The sequence below is a fragment of the Burkholderia sp. S-53 genome, assembly GCF_025560745.1.
GTDB lineage: Bacteria > Pseudomonadota > Gammaproteobacteria > Burkholderiales > Burkholderiaceae > Burkholderia > Burkholderia pyrrocinia.
Window position 1 is genome coordinate 540280 of record NZ_CP090482.1, and the last position, 20562, is coordinate 560841.

19 protein-coding genes and 4 pseudogenes are annotated in these 20562 nt (G+C 59.1%); 9 read left to right on the forward strand and 14 right to left on the reverse strand.

The annotated features are described in order from the left end of the window. Nucleotides 1–46: 46 nt before the first annotated feature. Complete coding sequence (locus LXM88_RS02175) at nucleotides 47–781, reverse strand: ABC transporter substrate-binding protein (RefSeq protein WP_262531573.1); 735 nt, start codon at nucleotides 779–781, stop codon at nucleotides 47–49. Between the two features lie 197 nt (nucleotides 782–978). Next, on the reverse strand, nucleotides 979–1461 hold the full coding sequence (locus tag LXM88_RS02180; RefSeq protein WP_047904344.1) for a cupin domain-containing protein: 483 nt from the start codon (nucleotides 1459–1461) through the stop codon (nucleotides 979–981). A 221-nt stretch (nucleotides 1462–1682) separates the two neighbouring features. Here LXM88_RS02180 and LXM88_RS02185 point away from each other — a divergent pair, with 221 nt between their 5' ends. Continuing rightward, nucleotides 1683–2486, forward strand: coding sequence for a hypothetical protein (locus tag LXM88_RS02185; RefSeq protein WP_262531575.1), 804 nt, complete (start codon nucleotides 1683–1685; stop codon nucleotides 2484–2486). Between the two features lie 227 nt (nucleotides 2487–2713). On the opposite strand, the gene LXM88_RS02190 is transcribed toward LXM88_RS02185, so the two are convergent. From LXM88_RS02190 to LXM88_RS02205, 4 genes are all read right to left on the reverse strand, one after another. Next, nucleotides 2714–3619 (reverse strand): helix-turn-helix transcriptional regulator, encoded by a 906-nt coding sequence (locus tag LXM88_RS02190; RefSeq protein WP_262531576.1) that lies wholly within the window; start codon nucleotides 3617–3619, stop codon nucleotides 2714–2716. 234 nt (nucleotides 3620–3853) lie between these two features. Beyond that, nucleotides 3854–4879: a phosphate ABC transporter substrate-binding protein PstS gene (gene pstS, locus LXM88_RS02195; RefSeq protein ID WP_262531578.1), complete on the reverse strand. Its 1026-nt coding sequence runs from the start codon at nucleotides 4877–4879 to the stop codon at nucleotides 3854–3856. Nucleotides 4880–4930: 51 nt separating this feature from the next. Next, nucleotides 4931–5197 carry a DUF1488 domain-containing protein gene (locus tag LXM88_RS02200; RefSeq protein WP_262531579.1) on the reverse strand — a complete coding sequence of 89 codons (267 nt, stop codon included), beginning with the start codon at nucleotides 5195–5197 and terminating at the stop codon, nucleotides 4931–4933. Between the two features lie 90 nt (nucleotides 5198–5287). After that, nucleotides 5288–5503, reverse strand: a complete 216-nt coding sequence (locus tag LXM88_RS02205) for a hypothetical protein (RefSeq protein WP_262531580.1) — start codon at nucleotides 5501–5503, stop codon at nucleotides 5288–5290. Nucleotides 5504–5706: 203 nt separating this feature from the next. Between LXM88_RS02205 and LXM88_RS02210 the strand changes: the two genes are divergently transcribed. After that, a complete protein-coding gene (locus tag LXM88_RS02210; protein ID WP_262531581.1) occupies nucleotides 5707–6021 on the forward strand; it encodes a hypothetical protein in 315 nt (104 codons plus the stop codon). A gap of 44 nt (nucleotides 6022–6065) precedes the next feature. After that, entirely contained in the window at nucleotides 6066–6644 is a 579-nt protein-coding gene (locus tag LXM88_RS02215) for a nucleotidyltransferase family protein (protein ID WP_262531582.1), read from the forward strand. 72 nt (nucleotides 6645–6716) lie between these two features. Here LXM88_RS02215 and LXM88_RS02220 read toward each other — a convergent pair. From LXM88_RS02220 to LXM88_RS02235, 4 genes and pseudogenes are all read right to left on the reverse strand, one after another. Beyond that, a pseudogene (locus LXM88_RS02220) lies at nucleotides 6717–7145 on the reverse strand (aldo/keto reductase); the annotation flags it as partial. A gap of 67 nt (nucleotides 7146–7212) precedes the next feature. After that, on the reverse strand, nucleotides 7213–8079 hold the full coding sequence (gene istB, locus LXM88_RS02225) for an IS21-like element ISBcen28 family helper ATPase IstB (RefSeq protein WP_262530407.1): 867 nt from the start codon (nucleotides 8077–8079) through the stop codon (nucleotides 7213–7215). Continuing rightward, a pseudogene (locus LXM88_RS02230) lies at nucleotides 8076–8783 on the reverse strand (Mu transposase domain-containing protein); the annotation flags it as partial. The pseudogene LXM88_RS02230 and the gene istB, both read right to left, overlap by 4 nt. Nucleotides 8784–8806: 23 nt before the next feature. Then, nucleotides 8807–9906 (reverse strand): IS3 family transposase gene (locus LXM88_RS02235; RefSeq protein ID WP_262531583.1). Its coding sequence is split into 2 segments (ribosomal slippage): nucleotides 8807–9654 and nucleotides 9654–9906, totalling 1101 coding nucleotides; the frame shifts between segments, so codons are not numbered across the junction. 216 nt (nucleotides 9907–10122) lie between these two features. Here LXM88_RS02235 and LXM88_RS02240 point away from each other — a divergent pair. The 3 genes and pseudogenes from LXM88_RS02240 to LXM88_RS02250 form a co-directional block, all read left to right on the forward strand. Beyond that, nucleotides 10123–10434: pseudogene (locus LXM88_RS02240) on the forward strand (transposase); the annotation flags it as partial. A gap of 73 nt (nucleotides 10435–10507) precedes the next feature. Then, nucleotides 10508–11197, forward strand: coding sequence for an IS6 family transposase (locus LXM88_RS02245; protein ID WP_412524091.1), 690 nt, complete (start codon nucleotides 10508–10510; stop codon nucleotides 11195–11197). A gap of 412 nt (nucleotides 11198–11609) precedes the next feature. Then, nucleotides 11610–12041 carry a winged helix-turn-helix domain-containing protein gene (locus LXM88_RS02250; RefSeq protein ID WP_262531586.1) on the forward strand — a complete coding sequence of 144 codons (432 nt, stop codon included), beginning with the start codon at nucleotides 11610–11612 and terminating at the stop codon, nucleotides 12039–12041. Between the two features lie 527 nt (nucleotides 12042–12568). Here LXM88_RS02250 and LXM88_RS02255 read toward each other — a convergent pair. From LXM88_RS02255 to LXM88_RS02265, 3 genes are all read right to left on the reverse strand, one after another. After that, nucleotides 12569–13381, reverse strand: a complete 813-nt coding sequence (locus LXM88_RS02255) for an outer membrane protein (protein WP_262531587.1) — start codon at nucleotides 13379–13381, stop codon at nucleotides 12569–12571. A gap of 162 nt (nucleotides 13382–13543) precedes the next feature. Further along, on the reverse strand, nucleotides 13544–14179 hold the full coding sequence (locus tag LXM88_RS02260) for a hypothetical protein (protein ID WP_262531588.1): 636 nt from the start codon (nucleotides 14177–14179) through the stop codon (nucleotides 13544–13546). A gap of 214 nt (nucleotides 14180–14393) precedes the next feature. Further along, on the reverse strand, nucleotides 14394–16046 hold the full coding sequence (locus LXM88_RS02265) for an arylsulfatase (RefSeq protein WP_262531589.1): 1653 nt from the start codon (nucleotides 16044–16046) through the stop codon (nucleotides 14394–14396). Nucleotides 16047–16214: 168 nt separating this feature from the next. Here LXM88_RS02265 and LXM88_RS02270 point away from each other — a divergent pair. Then, a protein-coding gene (locus LXM88_RS02270) for an IS5 family transposase (RefSeq protein WP_262531590.1) occupies nucleotides 16215–17032 on the forward strand; the annotation gives its coding sequence in 2 pieces (ribosomal slippage) (nucleotides 16215–16563 and nucleotides 16563–17032; 819 coding nt in all). Between the two features lie 201 nt (nucleotides 17033–17233). Here LXM88_RS02270 and LXM88_RS02275 read toward each other — a convergent pair. Then, nucleotides 17234–18442: a formylglycine-generating enzyme family protein gene (locus LXM88_RS02275; protein ID WP_412524092.1), complete on the reverse strand. Its 1209-nt coding sequence runs from the start codon at nucleotides 18440–18442 to the stop codon at nucleotides 17234–17236. A 932-nt stretch (nucleotides 18443–19374) separates the two neighbouring features. Between LXM88_RS02275 and LXM88_RS02280 the strand changes: the two genes are divergently transcribed. Beyond that, complete coding sequence (locus tag LXM88_RS02280) at nucleotides 19375–20064, forward strand: IS6 family transposase (RefSeq protein ID WP_262531591.1); 690 nt, start codon at nucleotides 19375–19377, stop codon at nucleotides 20062–20064. 94 nt (nucleotides 20065–20158) lie between these two features. After that, nucleotides 20159–20428 (forward strand): annotated as a pseudogene (locus tag LXM88_RS02285) (transposase); the annotation flags it as partial. Nucleotides 20429–20562: the final 134 nt, after the last annotated feature.

Here is a 20562-nt window from a genome sequence, read left to right on the forward strand (position 1 = left end):
TGTCGAGTGAGACACCGGGGCCGTTTTTATGTCGGGTCGTTTTCGATCAGGCGGGCGGTGCGACGGATGCGCCGGTGATGCCGTGGCGTCGCAGCGAATCTTCGACGAAGCCTGACGCCTTCATTTCCTCGACGAATTCGTTCAGCACCGCTGCAGCCGCCTCGCCGCGGCTTTTCGGCACGCCCATCGCCTGCCGGATCACCATGAACCGCTCGTCGAGCAGGCGCAAGCCTGCCGTCTTCGCGGCGTCGGCTTCGAGCTGCTGCTTCACGCCGGCCGCCACTTCCAGTTGCTGTTCGACGAACGTCTGCACGACGGCCTGCGACGTCGGCGCGCGCACGATCTGCGCGGCTTTCAGTTCGCGGGTGAGGAACAGGTCGTATGCGCTGCCCTTGCCGACGGTCACGCGGTTGTGCGGCTGGTCGACGTCGGCGTTCGTGCGGATCGGCGAAGCGTCGCGCACGAGATAGAAACCCTCGATCAACACGTACGGCGCGGTGAATGCGACCGTTTCGCCGCGCAGCGGATCGACCGCGAAGAAGCCGAAATCGGCGCGCTCTTCGGTCAGCGCCTGCACCGATTTTCCGGCGGCGTCGAATACCACGAGTTCAAGCTCGGCCGACAGGCGTTCCGCGAACGCGCGCGCCAGGTCGATCGACACACCGAACGGTTCGCCTGTTGCAGGGTCGCGGTTCGCGAGGATCGGGTTGCCGAGATTGATCGACGCGCGCAGCTTGCCGGTCGGGGTGAACGCGGAGAGGATGGCGGGGGCGAGGGGCATGAGGGGGCTCGTTGGGGCGGATTGACGGTCGGGGTTGACGGGTGCACCGACGTTGAGCTTATCACCGGGCCGTTGGGGGCAGTGTGTTGCGGTGTGTGCCTGCTCCATGTCGAGCGTCGGCTGCGCCCAGATGCCGGCTATTGAAACGCAGGTTCGATCCGCCAAGTCGTCGACCCCTGCGATCCTCCGCGCAAGCGTTAGTCCGGCATCCCGTTATGGTCCCCGAGCGGTCTGTCGGGCCAGTCTACCCAGCGGTCCGCGCGGGTAAGTTCATACGCCTGGTTGAGCGGGTAGCGAATACGGTTGTCGTCGCGCGGACGTTCGCCGATCACCATCAGCCTGACTTCGTCCTGCGTATTGTTGATGAAAGTGTGGCAGATTCCGGTGCCTGCAGGAAATGCGACAGAGTCTCCTTCGGCAATGGGGTGAAGCACGCCGTCGATCCACACATCGGGCTTGCCCTCGAGCACGTACACGAACTCCTGCTCGGTACTTTCGGCATGCGGATATGACGTCCGCCGGCCTGGCAGAAGCCTTACGTGATGGATACCAATGCGCGTAATGCCGAGCGCGGCGGAAAGCGGTGCGTCCAGCGCCATGGGCTCGGTATCGCCGCGATAACAATGCGCATCCGGTTCTTCGAGCTCGGTCCAATGCTTGATGAAATCGGGGCGGTTCATCGGTGGTTCTCCTTGGCGTGGCTTTTGCAGTTATGCCTTGTCAGGCGGGCTGCAGGTACTGCTGCATCATTGGAGTGACGCCTGTCGTGCCGGTCGCTGCCGAACTCGCAGGGCTCCGCTCCGCTGATCGAAAAGGGCTGACCCATTGCTTTGATCGATCGCCGGATCCTCCACCGAACAATCGACGACTTGGAACTATACTGGGCAACCTGGAGGATTCAATGACCGATCACGAAAGCCTGCATCCACTACGTCCGTTCCTGAAAAATTGGGTTTGGGAGCATGGTCGAATCGGGACGCGCTATCTGGACTGCGTCGATGGCGAAATCAAGTTTGACGAAGGCAAGAAATCGCATTTCGCAGCCGAGGAATATGTCTACGTGCCCCTGGGCAACGGCGCTGAAGACGATGCATCCGCGGATCGTCCTGCGATCCACGACGCAGGACTTGCCCGGTTTTTGCGGGCTGCTCAGTTGGGTAAGCCAGAGGAAGCCGGTTCCGTGGCGGATGTTCAGCGCGCCGTGCAGGATTGCGTGGAGATTGGCCTGTTCAGCGCATATCAATCGGAGGCTCGAAAGGCCTTTGCTCGCTACACGCAGGAACCGATGTTCGATGACGAGATCCGCGCCGCGGTCGTCGCCGACGTCCGGCGCATTTACGTCGGCATGCGGGAGCAACTGGCGCTGTACGATTTCAGTGTGCTTTACGGCTTGCCCATGCCGCTGCTGATCGGCGACACGCCCTTCATTGACTGGCGCGTGCGCACCAGTCCGGCACTCCCGTTTGTATCGCTACCGCTGGGGCCTTACTGCCTGCTGGTAGGCGCGCCGTCGGGCAGGAAAAGCCGAATCGCCCCGGTGGTCTGGAAGGCCGCTGCCACGATGGGCCCGTTGAAGGACCACAATCGCCAGATCGAGGAGCAGGCGCGTCTGTGGCTGGTGGCGACCACGGATGACCAACTCGTCGCTGCGCAAAGCCGCATTGCTGCGACCATGGGCGCCAGGCAAGGGGATGTGAAGCCGTGACCGAAGTCGACGGAACGCAGACCGTCGGCGGTGGCTGAGTTGTCTTGGCCTTCCGGGCACCGACAGTTGCGTTGCGACGGAGTTGGCACAGGCAGTTTCGTCAATAACAAAAAACCCGCGGCCGGCCCGGAACAGCCCCTTGCCGTGCCAGTTCGAACGTCGGTTTCTGTCGCCTCATATCCCGAACGCGATCCTGCAAAGCATCGCAGTAGCACCGCGCTACTCGATCAACGGTTGTCCGCGCGCCATCGACGAGGTGTGACGCCGGTCAGGCGCGTGAATGTCCTCGTGAAGTGGCTTGGGTCCGCGAAGCCGCACAAATCCGAGATCATGTTCAGAGGCATGGGGGACGTGCGCAGGTACTTTTTGGCCAGCTCGACGCGTTGATTGATCAGCCAGCGATGCGGGGGCAGTCCCGTGGTCTGATGAAAGGATTGGACGAAATGGCTGCGGGACATGCCACAGGCTTTCGCCACATCGACAAGCGAAATTTTTCCGTTGAGGTGTTCGAACAGCAGTCCCTTTGCCTGCCGTTCCTGCCACGGCGTGAGTTTGCCGGTCTGCTTTTCCCGCTGCTCGCCGATGCCGCCGTACCGATGCGCGATATGCGCCTGGAAAGCGAGCGCGACATGGTCGATGAAGAGTTGCGACGCATACTCGGGCTGCGCCAACGCGGGCAGCAATGATTGCCCGAGGTGATGGACGATCGGGTCGGTTGCACTCAGGTGCGGCGGCAAATAAAGCTGCGGACGTCGCCGGCCGCCGATTTCATCGGCTGTCTCCTCCAGCGTTCGGCGAGGCAGATGGAAGTGGAGGCAGTCAAACGTCCCCTTCAGATCCGCCACCCACCTGCGGTCGAGGTCGTGAATCGTCACGGTCCCGGCCTTGTAGGGGACGAAGCGAGCGGCACGTCCGTCAAGCCACAAGTCCTGTTCGCCGAAAGCGCGCAATTGCAACACGATGAGATCGGCGTCTTCGAGGTCATAGGGCGCAGTCCGCCCCATATTTCTCCGCGCCGTCTTCAGCCGGCTGATACCGATCTGCGCGAATGGCAATGTCTGGGTGATGACCGTCTGCCTCACGTCGGCCGGAATGAACTCGGAAGAGGCGTTGTCCGATTGTGCAGCAGCCATAAACTCGGCGAGAAGGTCAGGGATCAGGCCGTGCAGTCTACCAAACGGAAATTCCGCTTGCCGCGACGGTGCAAGCGCTGTGCTGGTATATAGGCAAGGCCGGGATCGGCTGGATTTCGGCGCTTGCGATCGGCCGCTGCCGGCCATAACGGACATCGGGGTAGGATCCTTGAACCGACGCTTCCGCTTCGCCAACCGACATATGCGATCGATATCGCGTCCCGCCCAACGCGTTCAATCCGCCAGCGCCTTACCGGAGGCATCCTTGATTTTCGCTTTCCATTGCTTGCGGATTTCGGACACGACCGGATCCGGAAGCGAGATGTAGTCGAGATCCGTGGCGGCCTGGTTGCCATTGCGGAAGGCCCAGTCGAAGAACTTCAGCGTTTCCTTGCCCTGGTCCGCTTTCTCCTGCTTCGCGTACAGCAGCACGAACGTCGCGCCGACGACTGGCCACGCATCCTTGCCCGGCTCGTCCGTCAGGATCTGGTAGAACGACTTCGACCAGTTCGCGCCGGCGGCAGCGGCCTTGAACGTTTCCGTCTTCGGCTCGACCACCGTGCCCGTCGAGTTCTTCAGCGCGGTGTAGGTCATGTTGTTCTTCTTCGCGTACGCCCACTCGACGTAGCCGATCGCGCCCGGCAGGCGCTGCACGAAGGCCGCGACGCCGTCGTTGCCCTTGCCGCCCGTGCCCGTCGGCCAGTTGACCGCCGTGCCTTCGCCGATCTTCGACTTCCACTCGCCGTTGACCTTCGACAGGTAGTTCGTCCAGATGAAGCTCGTGCCCGAACCGTCAGCGCGGCGAACCACGGCGATGTCCGTATCCGGCAGCTTGACCTTCGGGTTCAGCGCGGCGATCGCCGGGTCGTTCCACTTCTTGATCTTGCCGAGGTAGATGTCGCCGAGCACCGGGCCCGACAGCGTCAGTTCACCGGCCTTCACGCCCGGCACGTTGACGACCGGCACCACGCCGCCGATCACCGTCGGGAACTGGAACAGGCCCGCCTTCGCGAGTTCGTCATCCTTCAGCGGCGCATCCGAACCGGCAAAATCGATCGTCTTCGCGTTGATCTGCTTCAGGCCGCCCGACGAACCGATGCCTTGATAGTTGACCTTGCCGCCGCCCGCCTTCTTGTACGCATCGGCCCATTTTGTGTAAATCGGCGTGGCAAACGTACTCCCTGCACCGGTGATGTCGGCAGCTCGAGTGGAGAGGGCAACAAGCGCGAGGGCGCAGGGAACCAGGATCCGGATGTTCATGTATCACCTCGTGTCTACGATCGGCATGCTGGTCCACGCGCTGGTTCCGATCTAGAAATCTGATTTGTCGAGCTGGATGTGGCGACCGTCGTTCGGTAATGCATGTCGATTGACCGCGACCGTGATCTTCTCGCGATTGCTTTCAAATGCGGTGAGCAACTGCTCGGGTGTCGCCGTGTTTGCGCCGAGCTTGTCGCGAATGATGTCGGCCGGGAGCTTGATCGCAACGTAGCCCCAACCGGTGCCATACGCAGAGAACGACAGGCTCAGGTCGTCGCCGACGATCGGGCATGTCAGACAAGTGGCGGAGTCCGTCATGGCGCGCGGTGAGTGGTCTCGCATCGGAGGGTGATAGGAGTATTGCATCTGGATGTGAAAACTCAAGGAGCGTGCAACTGCCGGAAACGCTCAGTTCCCGTCACTTGCCGCGATGGAGGCCAACGCTCGATCGCCGTCGCGTTGGGCAGTGTCTTCAGCGGAAAAGATGTGCTCGCTGAACGCGATCAGTTTGAAGCCGCTTCCCGTGGAGCGAGGAACCGTGATGCCCCAATGCCAACCGCCGTCTTGTTCGAATACGTGGAGCGCGGGGAGCGTCTGATTCGGTGCTGGTGAAGAAGTCGTCATGGCGTGCTCTCCCGTCATGGGGCGACTGTGGGGCAACTGCATCGAAGGTGCGAACCCAGTCTACGGGCATTTTTGCTGCGCCGCAATATCCGATTCGCGGTAAAAAATCCGAGGCGCCAAGCGTCACAATTTTGAAATACCAATATGCGTCGTGAGAGCTTGCTGGCATATTGGTGTGACGATTGTGATTCCTCGGAGGCTTCATGGACAGCGGTTCGCTTGTTTGGGCCGGAGTGCCGCACAACAGCGATGGAGTGGTCTTTCAGGTTCGCGTGGGGCGCGGGCTTCAGCGCTTTCATATTGCGCGGACGGTTCTTGAGAGGGCGCTCGATCTCGAGCGACTGGCGTCCGATGCGCGACAGCTCGAGTGCTTTTATGAACACCTGGGGCCGATCCTGGGCGCCGCCCGGAAGACGCGCTCGAGTGCCAGGGCGGATACCGTCCCGCTGAACATTTCGGATTTCGTTCGAACGGGCAAGACGCGAGCCGGGCAGGATTCCTTGGCGGCGACGCGATGAGCGCTGTGGAGAGGTTGACGAGCCGCGAGGTCTGAAGCCCGACTATGTCAGCAGCCGACCTGGAAGCACGCCTTGTAAGCATCGCACGTCAATCGACCTGGTTCTGGCCCGCACTTGTTGCTGCCCGTAGTCTGAATCTATCCTCCTGGTGTATCGGGGCCGGGGCGATACGTAACCTCGTGTGGGATGCGCTACACGCGTTTCAGACGCCATCCACACTGTCGGACATCGACGTTGCCCACTTTGACTTGACTGATTTGTCAGCCGCACGGGATGCGAGCCTCCAGCGTCGTTTGATCGACACGCTCCCTTGCGCGCCGTGGGAGGTCACCAATCAAGCGGCCGTGCACGTCTGGTTCGAGCGGACCTTTGGCTACCCGGTCTCGCCGCTCGATTCTCTGAAAGACGCCGTCGCCTCATGGCCGGAATTCGCGACTTCAGTCGGGCTGGTGCTTCGCGACGACGACTCGGTCGGCGTTATTGCGCCGCATGGATTGGACGATCTCTTCTCGATGGTGGTTCGGCGAAACCCGCAGCGGGTTAGTGTCGACACGTATCGGAAGCGTGTTGAAGAAAAACAATACCGAAAGCGCTGGCCTCGGGTAGTCGTTGTGCCGTGCTGATTGCCCCGTGGCAAACCGGCCACGAGCGGTCATGGGTTTGGTTTGACTAGCCGGAAGGCCCCCTACAGCACATCAAAGACCGAGTTTCCGTTCGCTCATCCACTTCACGATCGCCGGATCGCGATGGGAGAAGAAACTGCTCGTGCCGGTCTCCAGCGTTGCGATGGCCTGCATGTCTTCCTCGGACAGTTCGAAGTCGAACACGGCCAGGTTTTCCAGCATCCGCTCCTTTCGCACGGACTTCGCCAGCGCGACGATTCCACGCTGAACCACCCATCGCAGCACGACTTGTCCCACGGTCTTGCCGTGGCGCTGCGCAATCGCCGCGAGTTGCGCATTGTCGAACAGGTTGTTTCGCCCTTCGGCGAAAGGCGCCCAGGCCTCCGGCTGAACGCCGAGCCCGCGCATGAAATCGATGCTTTCGTCCTGCTGGTGGAACGGGTTGATTTCGATCTGGTTCACCGCTGGCACCACTTCGTTGAAACACGTGATGTCCATCAGTGTCAACCTCGGACGTAATTTCCCCAGAAGTGTCGAAGTAAAATTCCCCACCCTGTTCGGACGGTGATCAGCCGGCGACGTGATCGAATGGGTTCCTTCGGGGGCGGCCCGGGCGCCGGCGAGCCGGTTCAGTGGGCACGGGGTTCAGGGAAGACGGACGGTTGCGCAGATGGTCCGGCAGCAAATCGGCGTGTTCTCGCAGGCGGTACGATGTGCCTTCGATCTGCACGACGATCGCGTGGTGCAGCAGCCGATCGAGCAACGCCGCGGCCACCACGCTGTCGCCGAACACTTCGCCCCATTCACCGAAGCTGCGATTGGACGTCAGGATGATCGCGCAGCGCTCGTAGCAGGCGTTGACGAGTTGGAAGAACAGGTTGCCACCGTTGGAGCCGATAGGCAGGTAGCCGATCTCGTCGACGATGAGCAGGCTGTTACGGGCAAGGAAGCGCACGCGCTGCGCCAGGTTGCCTTCCCGTTCAGCCTTGGCCATCGAGTTCACGATCTCGGCTAGCGAGCCGAAGTAGACGCTCTTGCCCGCACGTACGGCTTCCACGCCCAGCGCAATGGACAGGTGCGATTTGCCCGTGCCGGGCGGCCCCAGGAAGTGAACGGTCTGCCGTCGTTCGATGAACTCGAGTTGCGCAAGCGTCATGATGCGATCGCGATCCAGGCTCGGCTGGAAGCTGAAGTCGTAGCCGGCCAGCGTCTTGATCGTGCCGAGCCGCGCGGTCTGCAGCGCCATCCGGATGCGGCGTGTTTCGCGTGTCGTAAACTCCTCGCCCAGCAACGTTTCCAGCACTTCGAGCATTGAACTGTCGCCTTGCTCGAAGCGGTTCAGGATGGCGTCCAGCGTTTCGAGAGCGCGCGGCATGCGCAGGCCGACGAGATAGCGCCGGATGCGCTCCAGTGTCGAGGCAGGCATGCTGTTCATGCGGTCCTCCCGGCTTCTGCGAGACGTCTTGCGACCTGATCATAGAACGACAGGGGCCGGCGAGCCACGGTCGCCGTCACCGATGGCACGGGGTGCCGTGCCGGCTGCTTACGCTGGTTTGCACGCCGATGACCGGGCAGCAGCGAGGTTCGTCGTCGGCCTTCCAGCACGGGATGAGCCGCCAGCAGTTCACCGTCCTCGTAGATACGGATCTCGTGAGCCAGACTGTGAACGTCGAGCACGCGCTTGCGCGTACGATCGGGCACGCTGTAGTAATTGCCACCGACCGAGACGAGACCTTCATGGCTCACGCGCCGCTCAAGCCGGATCACTCCGTTGAAGGTGCCGGCCGGCAACGCCTGCAGCGTAGGACGCTCCTCATTGAAGTGCTGAGCGACGACGCGGTGCGTGGTGCCGTGCACGCGGACATTGGCGACCGTGTCGAGCCACTCGCGCAGTTGGCGGTTCAGGTCGGCGAGGTTCTGGAAACGGCGCGCCAGGAAGAAGTCCTGCCGGATGTAGCGATACGGGCGCTCGACCTTGTCCTTGGTCTTAGCGCGATACGCCTTGCAGGCCCGCGGCGCGAAGCCGTAGTGCTGCGCAAACGCGACCAGCTTCGCGTTGTAGACGATGTGCCTCTCGACTTCGCCGAGCACGGCCGCCTTCATTCGGTCGTACAGAATCTCGCGCGGAGCGCCGCTGACCTGAGTCGGAATTTTGTGACCAATCAAGCAGTGAGTCTCGCGTCGATATTATCGGAATTCAGCCAGGCTCGACGGACCGTGGCGGGAGGTTGATAGCGGTGCGCGCTATGAGGCCGGTGTTCGTTGTAGAACTGCCGCCAGCGTTCGATGAGCACCTTGGCCTCGGCGCGGCTGCGGAACCATTCCCGGTTCAGCAATTCGTCACGTAGCTTGCCGTTGAAGCTCTCGACGAATCCGTTTTGCCACGGACTGCCGGGCGCGATGAAGGCCGGACCGATGGCCGCATCCCGCAGCCAGCGCATGACCCTGGCAGCGGTAAATTCGGCACCGTTGTCAGACCGAACGAACGCGGGCTTGCCGTACAGGCGCATCAGTCGCGACAGCGTCAGAATCACATCCTGCGACCGCAGGCTGGCGCCGACCTCGATCGCCAGGCACTCGCGGGTGTATTCATCGATCACGCATAGCATCTTCAACGCTCGGCCATCCACCAGTTGATCGTGCACGAAGTCATAGCTCCAAACCGAATTGGGCTGCGTGGCGCCTGGCAGGCGTATGTCGTTGCCGCAACGACGTCGGCGAGGACGTCGCCGCGGAATGTTGAGCTGCAGGGCTCGCCACATTCGCCGCACGCGCGATTCGCTCAACGCCAGCCAAGCCGACATCCGGCGATAGCCGAAGCGCGGCACCTCTTGCGCGGCCGCCATCAGCCTCTCGCCCAGACTCCGATCCTTCTCCGGTTGCTTGAGCGTATAGGTCGCCACTCGGCGGCTCAGTCCCAGATAGCGACATGCCTTGCGTTGCGAGAGCCCCCGCCGAGTCAGGACTTCCAGCGCTTCGCGCCGGCCCGTCGGGGTGATCATTTTTTTCGGCTGAACTCCTTCAGGCCGTCGATGACAAGCATCTGCTCGGCGATCAGCCGCTTGAGCCGATCGTTCTCCGATTCCAACTCTTTGAGCCGACGCGCGTCAGCCACGTCCATCCCGCCGAACTTGTTGCGCCAACGATAGAACGTCTGTTCCGAAATGTTGTGGCGCTTGCACAGATCCTTCACCGGCTCGTCCCGGCTCTCGGCCTCGCGCAAGATTCGAATGACTTGCTCGTCGGTAAATCGCTTCTTCATCGAGTTCTCCTTGCCTCTAGGATAAAAGAGAACTCACTTGCCAAATGGCTACAAGAAACGTCTCAGGTCAGATAACCTGTCGCGCTCTTGAATGGGAGATAACTGACGGGAAAATGGATCGCGAAATGGCTTGACTTCCAATACCCCATAGAAGTCTTACTGTGTCAATAAATTCATGCCATTATAGGAACTTCTTCATCCATGGCGTGAGGAATGATGGACTGGGAGACGTCATTCGAGACGTATCTGGAACATTTGTGCGGGGCGCTTGGGCATAACGACCGTGAATCAGGATTGAAGGGCTATTGCCAAGGGCTAATGCTGCCGATTCGGCGCAAGAGCGTTGAGCCGCTGGCCGCACATCTGGAGCCGGAGCATGTGAGCGCGCGGCACCAGTCGCTGCATCATTTCGTGGCGAAATCGGAATGGTCCGATACGGCGCTGCTCGAGCAAGTGCGGCGTTGGGTGCTGCCGCACATGGATCCGGCGGGCGGGTTGTATTGGATCATTGACGACACGGGATTTCCGGTTCTGTCGCAGTAAGTCGGTCTGGTAAGCTTGCGTGATCGGAATTGAGGCGAAGTGAGCGATGCAGCAAGGCATGAATGCGATCCTGAAGCAGGTGTTCCAGCGACTGCATTACCCGTTCGACGTGATCCTGCTGTGCGTGCGCGGGTATGTTGCGTACCCCCTGAGCCTGCGCCACCTCGAGGAAATGATGGCCGAACGGGGCGTGTCGGTGGACCATTCGACGGTGCATCGATGGGCCATCAAGGTGCTGCCGGTGCTGGAACAGGCGTTCCGTCGGCGCAAGCGGCCGGTCGGAAAAAGCTGGCGGATGGACGTGACGTATATCAAGGTCAACGGTGCGTGGAAATATCTCTACCGGGCCGTCGACAAGGACGGCAACACTATCGATTTCCTGCTGCGGGCTCGCCGGGACAAGGCCGCCGCCCGTCGGTATTTCGAAAAATCGATCGAGCAGAACGGTGCACCCGAGACCGTGACGATCGACAAAAGCGGGGCGAACCTGGCGGCGCTCAAGGACATCAACGCTACCCGTGAACCGCCGATCAAGATTCGTCAGCAAAAATATCTGAACAATATCGTCGAGCAGGATCACCGCGCCATCAAGCGCCGAACCCGGCCGATGATGGGCTTCAAAGATTTTCACTGCGCTCGCATCCTGCTCGGTGGTATCGAAGTGATGCACATGATTGCCAAAGGGAAAATGAAGGCAGTTCGCAAGAACCAGACGGCCGCCGAGCAATTCTACTCTTTGGCTGCATAAGGAATCCTATACGTTCCCGAGTTTATGCGTCTGGACATCCTTATCGCGACAGAACCAATGATTGTCGGTAAACCGGCCATGCTGCTTGACGCTATCTAGGCCAAGTTTGATGGCAAATCGTCTGATCATTGCAAATGTTAAAGCGAACGTTTACCCTTATTGACCATATAATTAGATTATTTACGATTAATGCGAAATTCACGATCATGCGGGGCCATTCTTTACAGTTCTGAAATGTTGATTCCCAAGACAAGCATTCGGCTGCCATGCCCCTGATCTGCCACTAAATTACTTTCCGGTTCTTGAGCGATGGCCCATTTGCAAATGGAGAGGAGGTGCTTGATCGTTAGCAACGTGAATAGTTATGTATACCATTAAAAGAAATTGGCAAGGCCAATCGTGCGAGGGAATCATGATCACCAGCTCCTCCTCTGGGATATTCCCGGAAGGTCCGTTTTCTCAAGGGAAAGATTATTTCACAAAGATTCTGGCTGATGCATATCGAGGGAAATTTTTGATAGATGGCCGGATAATGTTTGAGCCAAAGGCTAATGTAATTATTTCCGTCGCGTCGGCGCATGAATTCGTGATTACACCATTGTGCGCCCGACTTCTCATTATTTTTTGTATGCACCCGGGCGAAATTCTTCGCCGAGAGTTTCTTGTGGATGCACTGTGGAATAGTCAAGGAATGGTTGTTTCTGATAACGCATTAAATAAAGCGGTTTCTCATCTTCGAGTCACGATGCTTCAGGCGGACAAGATGAGGGCATACATAAAAACAATAAACAGAATTGGATACATCTTCCTCGGTGACGCATCTTTTACATTATCAGGCCGTTGAAATACTCCTGCCGACCCGTCACGATATAACCATCCGGGTTCTGTCGCGATAAGGATGTCCAGACTACGAAGCGCGTACCTCATCTGCCGCGTCGTTGCAGATACGCCCGATATTCTGCGGCGTGAAATCGACTGGAAGCGTGTCGCCCAGGCGGGTAGCAGTCGCGAGCGGCACCAAATAGGCCGAGATGGGCGGGTGCCCGGACGATGCGGCTCTCGCGACCAATTGCGTTTTTCACGATTCGGCTTGCTGCCGCTTTGAGCGCGAATGACGCTAACTAGCCGGTATGGGTGGCTCCGCCCTCATCGCCACCATTGGTGGTCAGTGACATGTACGACACGTTGAGGGTCTTGATCTCGGAATAGCGCAATACGAAGACGTCAGGTCGAATACTTTGCACAAACAATCGGACCTTGGCCCTACCTTTTCTGTGACGCACAGGCCACAGAGCCGCCACAGAAAGCGTTGGGCGAGCGCTTTCCGCAAAAAACGCCCCGACACGGAATCCTGACGACTGCCAGCGGAATTTAGAATTTGATGCCCACGCCCGCGTAAACCCCGGATGTCTTTACGTTAAAAAGAAAGCCGGATGGCTCATACTTCTGCGTGAGTACCCGGTAACCGAGTTTCGCAACGATTGTTTTCGAAAAATTGTAGTTAAGCCCCCCGTACAGTTGCCACGAATATTTGGTGCCTCCAGTCCCGGCATCCGCATAGCCGATTACCGACCACTTATCTGAAAAAGCGTACGCGGCTCGCACGCCAAGGAAAGCGTCTGCCCAGCTCGTGCTATTGCTCCGGCTGGGGCCGTTTGGCAACAGCACACTTTGCGAGAACGAGAATTCGCCGTACAGATCGGTAATCCGAACGCCAAGTAGTACGTCCACGGGCGTTACCGGAGTATCGAGTACGCGATATGCACCTGCGAGTTGAAAGATCGTCTCATCAAGTTTCAGGTTTGCGTGGCCTAGTGCGCCGCCAAGAAGAGGACGAGAATCCTTTGAGAGCTTCACGAAGACCCCATCGAATAAGACAGCCCAACGTCCGTTGCGGGCTTCAAAGCTACCCATCGCACCGATGTCAAGGTTCCGCCAGACATCGGAAAAGTTGAAGTTGAATTTCACTGTGGGCGTATTGGCGCCGATGCGTGACCATCCGCTAATGCCGGCAGCCCATAGGTACGGCGTGAACTCGAATTGCCACGCGCTCGAGGCGGGCGTTCGTGGCTGAGCGGTTTGTGGCTGAGCGACTTGTGATTGATCTGTTTGCGCGTGAGCGAATAGCGGTGTGCAAACAATGCATGCCGAAATCGCAAGCGTTCCGCTCGGATGTTTCATCATGACGCTCCTATCGACGGGATACTATTCCGGCAACATTCACGCATCGACTCCTGGCGACTCGGGTCACCCGACGATCTGGATGATCGCCGGGCCAATTCCCGTCCTGCAGACTCATGACAACTCAATGATGGGCGACGCCACCCGCATCGTCCAGTTTCCGCATCACGGCGTCGAGATTAAACGACGCAGGCTTTTGCCGCGGGGGAAACGCCTTGAGATTCTCGATCTGCGACGCCACAACCGCTTGCGTCGCGTAGATAACACGTCGTTCCAGCCCGAGAATGGTTGGTTGCCGGTAATCAGAAGGCAAAGACCATCGCCGCTATACCGGCCAAGATGATTGTCACTGTCCACCGAGATATGTGCATATCGCGCACCGGCCAGCACATCGACAGGCACGACCGCGCTGTCGTACACGCGATATGCGCCCGCGAGTTGCAGTATTGTTTCTTTCAGACCCAGTTCGGCCGTTCCCAGGGCTCCGCCGAGCAACGGATCGGTCGTATGCGAAACCTTGATGTAGATGGAATCGAATAGGATTGCCCAACGCCCTTTGCGTGCTTCGAACGAGGCCATTGCACCAAGGTCGAGGTTTCTCCACACTTCTGAAAAGCTCGCATTCAGAGGGACGGTGGGCGTATCGGCACCGATGCGTGCCCACCCGTTGAGGCCGGCGCCCCAGAGGTACGGCGTGACCTCAAACTGCCAGCCGTTCTGAGGAGGTGCTTCCACTTGCGCAGATAGCGACTCCACGGCAACGAACGCTGAAATCGCAACCACTAGCGTCGAGTGTCTCATTTGAGGTAACCGCTCCATTTGGATTCGGCGTGCGTTCGCAATGCGGATACTGTCTCGACTTCCAGTCAATAGCGAGTACAAGTGCCGCAAAGACAACGAGTGTGAATGTGCCGTTTGATATCAATTGCTCAAATGCTAGCTTGCGGGCCGCATCGTGGCGACCGCGACCCGCGTGGGTCATGCCCGAACTGCTTGGCTTCAGAGCCTGCGGACGTTAGTTGCCCGTTGGCAACGGAATCTCAATTCCTTCCTTCTGGAGTTCCTCGCGAAGCCACTGGAACTTCTGATAGTTCGAGATTGTGATTGGCCCCGAGTACGAGGCGCTCTGCAACTTGCGCGGAGGGTACTTTACATAGCTCTTCATCAGATCCTTGATCGCTGCGCTGATTGTCACCAGCGTCCAGGTTCTCTCCGTATAGTTGTTCATGAAGATATCGTAGCGCTCCTGCGGGTCCTGCCAGAGGTCAAAGATCTGCGGAACCGTGGCAACATACTTCTCACCGCCCTTCCACCCCAGGTTGCTATCGACCGCAAGGCCTCCGGTCGCCTGCCCGTCGTCCCCGCGCAGGTTGAACACCGCCTTGTAGTTCCCCACGCGGGCCGCGCCGGGAGACAATTCGTCTTCCGTAAAATAGAACCAGGATGTGCGTGCCGACTTGCCTGTCCCGAACAGGATCGGTGACATATCATAGCTGTCGAAGATAATCGGCTGACCCTCGCGATCCTTCTGCGGTAGTTTCACGCCGGCAAGTGATGCAAACGTTGCCATGAAGTCCAGGCCGCCGACGATATCGTAATTCCTCGAGCCGGCCTTGATATTCGGCCCCAAGGCGATTGCCGGAACGCGGTTTCCGCCTTCACGCACGGTCCCCTTGGTACCGCGGAACGGCGTATAGCCGGCGTCGGGGTAAACATCCTGCCACGCGCCATTGTCAGTGGTCCAGAATATGTAGGTGTTCTTGTCGAGACGAAGCTTGCGGACCTCGTCGATTATCCTGCCGATCCGCGTGTCATTCTCCACAATCGAGTCCGCGTATTTGCTCTTGGACAACGACTTGTGGATGAAGTCAGGGTGCGGCATGTTTGGCTGGTGCACCTTCATGAAGTTGATGCTCATGAAGAAGGGCTTGTTGGACTTTGCCGCCGTATCGAGGTACTCAATCGAAGCCTTCTCGACGTACTCGTCAAAGAAAGGGATGCCAACCACCCCCTTCTCGGGAGTATTCACATATTGACCGTTAATCTTGAAATCCTCTTTCGCCTTCTCACCCGCATTTCCGGACACAGCGCCTTTGGTCACCCGGGCGAACATTGCGCGTAGTTCCGGATCCATGTCAGGGAACCACGTCGGGTCGGCGTAGGTGTAAGCGTTGAGGTGGTAAAGCCCCACATACTTCATCGCGTCGTAGCCTTGGGCGTTGGGTAAAGCGTAGTCAGCCTCGCCTAAATGCCACTTGCCGGTGAAGAAGGTTTGATAGCCCGCCAGTTTCAGCACTGAGCCCAAGGTCCACTCCGCCGCCGGCAGGCCGCCACCCTGACCCTGAAACGCCACGGTGGTCATGCCGCTGCGGTTTGGGATGCGACCCGTCTGCATCGCGGCGCGGCCCGGCGTGCAACTCGGCTGGGCATAGAATGAGAAAAAGGTCATCCCCTGGTCGGCCATACGGTCAAGATTTGGTGTTGGCATGCCGCGTCCCGGGCCTCCGCCGTAGGCACCCGCATCTCCGTAGCCGAAGTCATCAGAGACGATCAGGATGATGTTGGGTTTCTGGGTGCTCGTCTGCGGGAGCGCAGTGATCGGCATTGCGGCAGACACGGCTGCGGTAAGCGCCGCGAGGACCATCTGAAATCTCGATGAATGATTCATAGGAAGGCTTCCTAAGAAATGCGGGCGATACGCCCACGATTTAGCTCACCCCGGGGATTCCTTTGCGACGCTCCACACTTAGAGACGGTTTCAGAAAGGCCCCGTTGGGCTGTTAACTTTCGCGGCAAGCTGTTAACCTCAGGCATCGGAACAACCGAGGCCGAGGAGATGGGCAAGCCGATCATCGACGACGAACTGTGGATATTGATCGAGCCGTTATTGCCGCCACCCAAGCCGCGGCGCGAGAAGAACCCAGGCCGCCTGCCTGTTTCGAATCGCGCCGCGCTGACCGGCATCCTGTTCGTTCTCAAGACGGGATTGCGCTGGCGCGACCTGCCCGCCGAGATGGGCTGCGGCTCGGGCGTGACTTGCTGGCGACGGCTACGCGATTGGCAGGCTGCGGGCGTATGGGATCGCCTGCACGAATTGCTACTCGCGAAGCTGCGAGCAGCAGACCAAATCGACTTCTCGCGAGCCGCAGTCGATTCCTCATCGATTCGCGCCGTTGGGGCGGGCCAAAAACTGGGCCAAACCCCACCGATCGCGCGCGACCCGGTTCCAAGCAGCACATCGTCACCGACGCCAATGGCACGCCGCTCGCGGCGATCCTGACCGGCGCGAACGTTCACGATGTCACGCAGCTGCTGCCGCTGATCGACGCGATTCCGCCAATTCGTGGATTGCGCGGCCACCCACTGCAGAGACCGCGTGTGGTCCACGCCGATCGCGGTTACGACTCCGAGCGACATCGGCAGGCGTTGCGCAATCGCGGTATCGAGCCGGTTATCGCCAAGCGCCGCACCGAACATGGCAGCGGCCTTGGCAAATATCGCTGGGTCGTCGAGCGCACGCATGCCTGGCTGCATCATTTCCGTCGCCTCCGTATTCGTTTCGAGCGCCGCGCTGACATTCACTGCGCGTTCCTCAAACTCGGTTGCTGCCTGATCTGCTGGAATACCCTCCGGCGCACTGAGCTGTCTTTATGAAACCGTCTCTAAGTCACTCGTCCAGAGCGCGGTAGACTCAACTCGTGCGTACGACGCCAACCGTGATCTAAGCGAGGAGACGCGTCGTAGCGAGGGTAAGCAGCCGCCTCTCGCTTTGGAAAATTTATCGATCTGTACGGTCTGTAACGCCGGCCCGCATGAGTGGTGTTCCTTTGAAAGTGGTTCGGATCGGTGGCGACTTCAGCCAGAACCTCTCGTGTCATCCCTCCGTGCGGCGGTTCCGTGGAATGCCATCGGGTGCTCGGGTAGCTGCTGTGCCTGCTTTTGCTTCTGCCACGATTCATCTGACATCGCCAGACGAAAGCCGAGATGAGACATGCTCGTGTAGGGATCGGTCCCGCGCCGCGCGCTCGGACGGTAGCTCAGGCAATACGTTTCGTTGCAGAGGAACGATCCGCCGCGCGTCACGCGCTTCGGAGCATTCGTTGGGACGCCGGGATCGTCTGGGTCGTAGCTGTCGGCTGGACCACGCGGATCCACCGGCGGATCGCCCGCAGCCGCCTCGCGCTGAAACTGGTCGGAACGATACCAGTCTGCAACCCATTGCCAGGCGTTTCCTGTCATATCGGACAGACCATAGCCATTCGGCGGAAACGTACCAACAGGACTCGTGCCCGGTAACGTCCTCGTCTTGCCGCCCGCAACTGGAAACGGCTGCGGCTGCTGTCCTTCCCAGACGTTCGCCATCTGCTTACCGTTCGGCGCAAACTCGTCGCCCCACGCGTACGTCGCCTGCTCAAGACCGCCGCGCGCGGCGAATTCCCATTCGGCCTCGGTCGGCAGGCGCTTGCCGGCCCACTTCGCATAGGCTTCGGCGTCCTCGTACGATACCTGGACGACCGGATGGTCGTCTTTGCCTTCGATCGTGCTGTCGGGGCCAGAAGGGTGCCGCCAGCTAGCCCCGGGAACGAAGCGCCACCACTGCGCGGCATTATCGAGCGCAACCGGTCCGGCCGTGCCTACGAAGACCATGCCGCCCGGTTTAAGCGTGTTGTCTGGTGGGCGGGGCGTACCTGGTGGCAATTGCGCTTTGAGGGTTTCCCAATCGGGTTTGCGCTCGGCGGTTGTTACGTATCCCATAGCATTGACGAACTTGCGGAACTCAGCATTTGTGACGTGGTGCTGATCAATCCAGAAACCGCGTACTTTTACAGGGTGCGCAGGCCGTTCATTAGGTTGAGCTTGCCGGGCATCGCTACCCATCTTGAACGAGCCACCGGCGATCCACACCATACCAGCGGGCCCGTCTTCTCCATTTCCGGCACGGACCACGGCGTACGCTAAGTGAGGTGTAGCGTTGAATAGGTGCATGCCGCCAAGACCAGCGCCAAATCCGAGGACGGCAATCAGCGCGAACATGACCCAACGTGACTTGATGACTCGCAGCATCCTGGCTCCCGAATCTGCATACGCTGGCGCCAGCGCTTCTGCTATCCTCAACCGGCGTAGATTACGGACGGTTAAATCACCACATTGTTTGCCTTGAGCAACTTGTGGATGGCGCGCAGAGCGTTGTGAAAAACTTGAAACCGGTCCGTGTGGCCACACGCTTCACCGGCATAACCTCGATCAGGCGGGAAGATCAAGTGATTTTCACGTCCGAAATGTTATCAACGGTCAGCTGCGATGGATGCGGAAAATCAACGTGCCGAAAACGACTTCTGCAGACCTTCCTTAAACGGACGCTTTCAATTTTCTACGCGCAGACCGATTCGTCGATGTTGTCAAAGCCTAGGTCGAGATGCTTGGTTGATCTATCGGACTTTAGTCTTACTGTGTCGTTCGACGCCGCGTGCAGAATGAGAAATTGAATGGGCCTCCGTGAGCGGATTTTCCAGATCGGCGCAACGACGGTTGCGGATCTTTAGGCGAAACTCTCCGCTGCTGTATCCACCGTCGGAAGAAGGTCTGTTAGCCGAGCGAAAGCCGACGTTCGAATGTCCGCAGGGGAGTGTGGTCGAATGGCTGGAGATGGCCGTTCTGCGACACCCCGGCAGCCACTTGCATCCCGCAGCTTTCGCTGCGCCGCACAATGACAAGTCAACCGCGGAATGCGGATACCCGAATTTCGGTTGATCAAGTGTCAACAAAATCGTGCCGCTCAATGGCCGTTCAAACAGAGTTGTTGACGTTTCTCAGTGACTCGGAAACCGCGATGCCTTCAACTCCCTGTGGATAATTGGGTCAACGGCTCCATTTACGCTTGACAGGTCACCATAAGCTGCACAGGCGCGTATCCGCTTCCCGGGTTCTGTCGCAGTAAGGCGGTCTGGTAAGCTTGCGAGATCGGAATGGAAGCGAATTGAGCGATGCAGCAAGGCATGAATGCGATCCTGGAGCGGGTGTTCCAGCGACTGCACTACCCGTTCGACGTGATCCTGCTGTGCGTACGCTGGTATGTTGCGTACCCGCTGAGCCTGCGCCACCTCGAGGAAGTGATGGCCGAACGGGGCGTGTCGGTTGATCACTCGACGGTACATCGATGGGCCATCAAGCTCCTTCCGGTGCTGGAAAAGGCGTTCCGCCAGCGCAAGCGGCCGGTCGGAAAAAGCTGGCGGATGGACGAGACGTATATCAAGGTCAACGGTGCGTGGAAATACCTCTATCGGGCCGTTGCCAAGGACGGCAACACCATCGATTTCCTGCTGCGGGCTCGCCGGGACAAGGCTGCCGCCCGTCGGTATTTCGAAAGATCGATCGAGCAGAACGGTGCACCCGAGACCGTGACGATCGACAAAAGCGGGGCGAACCTGGCGGCGCTCAAGGACATCAACGCCACCCGTGAACAGCCGATCAAGATTCGCCAGCAAAAATATCTGAACAATATCGTCGAGCAGGATCACCGCGCCATCAAGCGCCGAACCCGGCCGATGATGGGCTTCAAAGATTTTCACTGCGCTCGCATCCTGCTCGGTGGTATCGAAGTGATGCACATGATTGCCAAAGGGCAAATGAAGGTAGTTCACAAGAGCCAGACGGCCGCCGAGCAATTCTACGCGCTGGCTGCATGAGGATTCCTATACATTCTAGAATCGATACGCCAGGCTTGACTTCCTTATCGCGACAGAACCGTTCCAAGCACCACATCGTCACCGACGCCAATGGCACGCCGATCGCGGTTACGACTCCGAGCGACATCGGCAGGCGTTGCGCAATCGCGGTATCGAGCCGGTTATCGCCAAGCGCCGCACCGAACATGGCAGCGGCCTTGGCAAATATCGCTGGGTCGTCGAGCGCACGCATGCCTGGCTGCATCATTTCCGTCGCCTCCGTATTCGTTTCGAGCGCCGCGCTGACATTCACTGCGCGTTCCTCAAACTCGGTTGCTGCCTGATCTGCTGGAATACCCTCCGGCGCACTGAGCTGTCTTTATGAAACCGTCTCTTAGGAAAAATGGACCGGAAATGCGCGAATTGCAATTCCCCAAGGGGCGGTCAAGAAATTTCACTAAATTTCACCTTAATTCACATTGCCGGGTGCCTAGAATTTAGAACGTTGTTTGACCGGGA

What these genes read in the sequence shown, in the direction of transcription:
- LXM88_RS02175 (WP_262531573.1), bottom strand. Translation starts at nt 781, where the DNA reads ATGCCCCTCGCCCCCGCCATCCTCTCCGCGTTCACCCCGACCGGCAAG.
- LXM88_RS02180 (WP_047904344.1), bottom strand. Translation starts at nt 1,461, where the DNA reads ATGAACCGCCCCGATTTCATCAAGCATTGGACCGAGCTCGAAGAACCG.
- LXM88_RS02185 (WP_262531575.1), top strand. Translation starts at nt 1,683, where the DNA reads ATGACCGATCACGAAAGCCTGCATCCACTACGTCCGTTCCTGAAAAAT.
- LXM88_RS02190 (WP_262531576.1), bottom strand. Translation starts at nt 3,619, where the DNA reads ATGGCTGCTGCACAATCGGACAACGCCTCTTCCGAGTTCATTCCGGCC.
- pstS (WP_262531578.1), bottom strand. Translation starts at nt 4,879, where the DNA reads ATGAACATCCGGATCCTGGTTCCCTGCGCCCTCGCGCTTGTTGCCCTC.
- LXM88_RS02200 (WP_262531579.1), bottom strand. Translation starts at nt 5,197, where the DNA reads ATGACGGACTCCGCCACTTGTCTGACATGCCCGATCGTCGGCGACGAC.
- LXM88_RS02205 (WP_262531580.1), bottom strand. Translation starts at nt 5,503, where the DNA reads ATGACGACTTCTTCACCAGCACCGAATCAGACGCTCCCCGCGCTCCAC.
- LXM88_RS02210 (WP_262531581.1), top strand. Translation starts at nt 5,707, where the DNA reads ATGGACAGCGGTTCGCTTGTTTGGGCCGGAGTGCCGCACAACAGCGAT.
- LXM88_RS02215 (WP_262531582.1), top strand. Translation starts at nt 6,066, where the DNA reads ATGTCAGCAGCCGACCTGGAAGCACGCCTTGTAAGCATCGCACGTCAA.
- istB (WP_262530407.1), bottom strand. Translation starts at nt 8,079, where the DNA reads ATGAACAGCATGCCTGCCTCGACACTGGAGCGCATCCGGCGCTATCTC.
- LXM88_RS02245 (WP_412524091.1), top strand. Translation starts at nt 10,508, where the DNA reads ATGAATGCGATCCTGAAGCAGGTGTTCCAGCGACTGCATTACCCGTTC.
- LXM88_RS02250 (WP_262531586.1), top strand. Translation starts at nt 11,610, where the DNA reads ATGATCACCAGCTCCTCCTCTGGGATATTCCCGGAAGGTCCGTTTTCT.
- LXM88_RS02255 (WP_262531587.1), bottom strand. Translation starts at nt 13,381, where the DNA reads ATGATGAAACATCCGAGCGGAACGCTTGCGATTTCGGCATGCATTGTT.
- LXM88_RS02260 (WP_262531588.1), bottom strand. Translation starts at nt 14,179, where the DNA reads ATGAGACACTCGACGCTAGTGGTTGCGATTTCAGCGTTCGTTGCCGTG.
- LXM88_RS02265 (WP_262531589.1), bottom strand. Translation starts at nt 16,046, where the DNA reads ATGAATCATTCATCGAGATTTCAGATGGTCCTCGCGGCGCTTACCGCA.
- LXM88_RS02275 (WP_412524092.1), bottom strand. Translation starts at nt 18,442, where the DNA reads ATGCTGCGAGTCATCAAGTCACGTTGGGTCATGTTCGCGCTGATTGCC.
- LXM88_RS02280 (WP_262531591.1), top strand. Translation starts at nt 19,375, where the DNA reads ATGAATGCGATCCTGGAGCGGGTGTTCCAGCGACTGCACTACCCGTTC.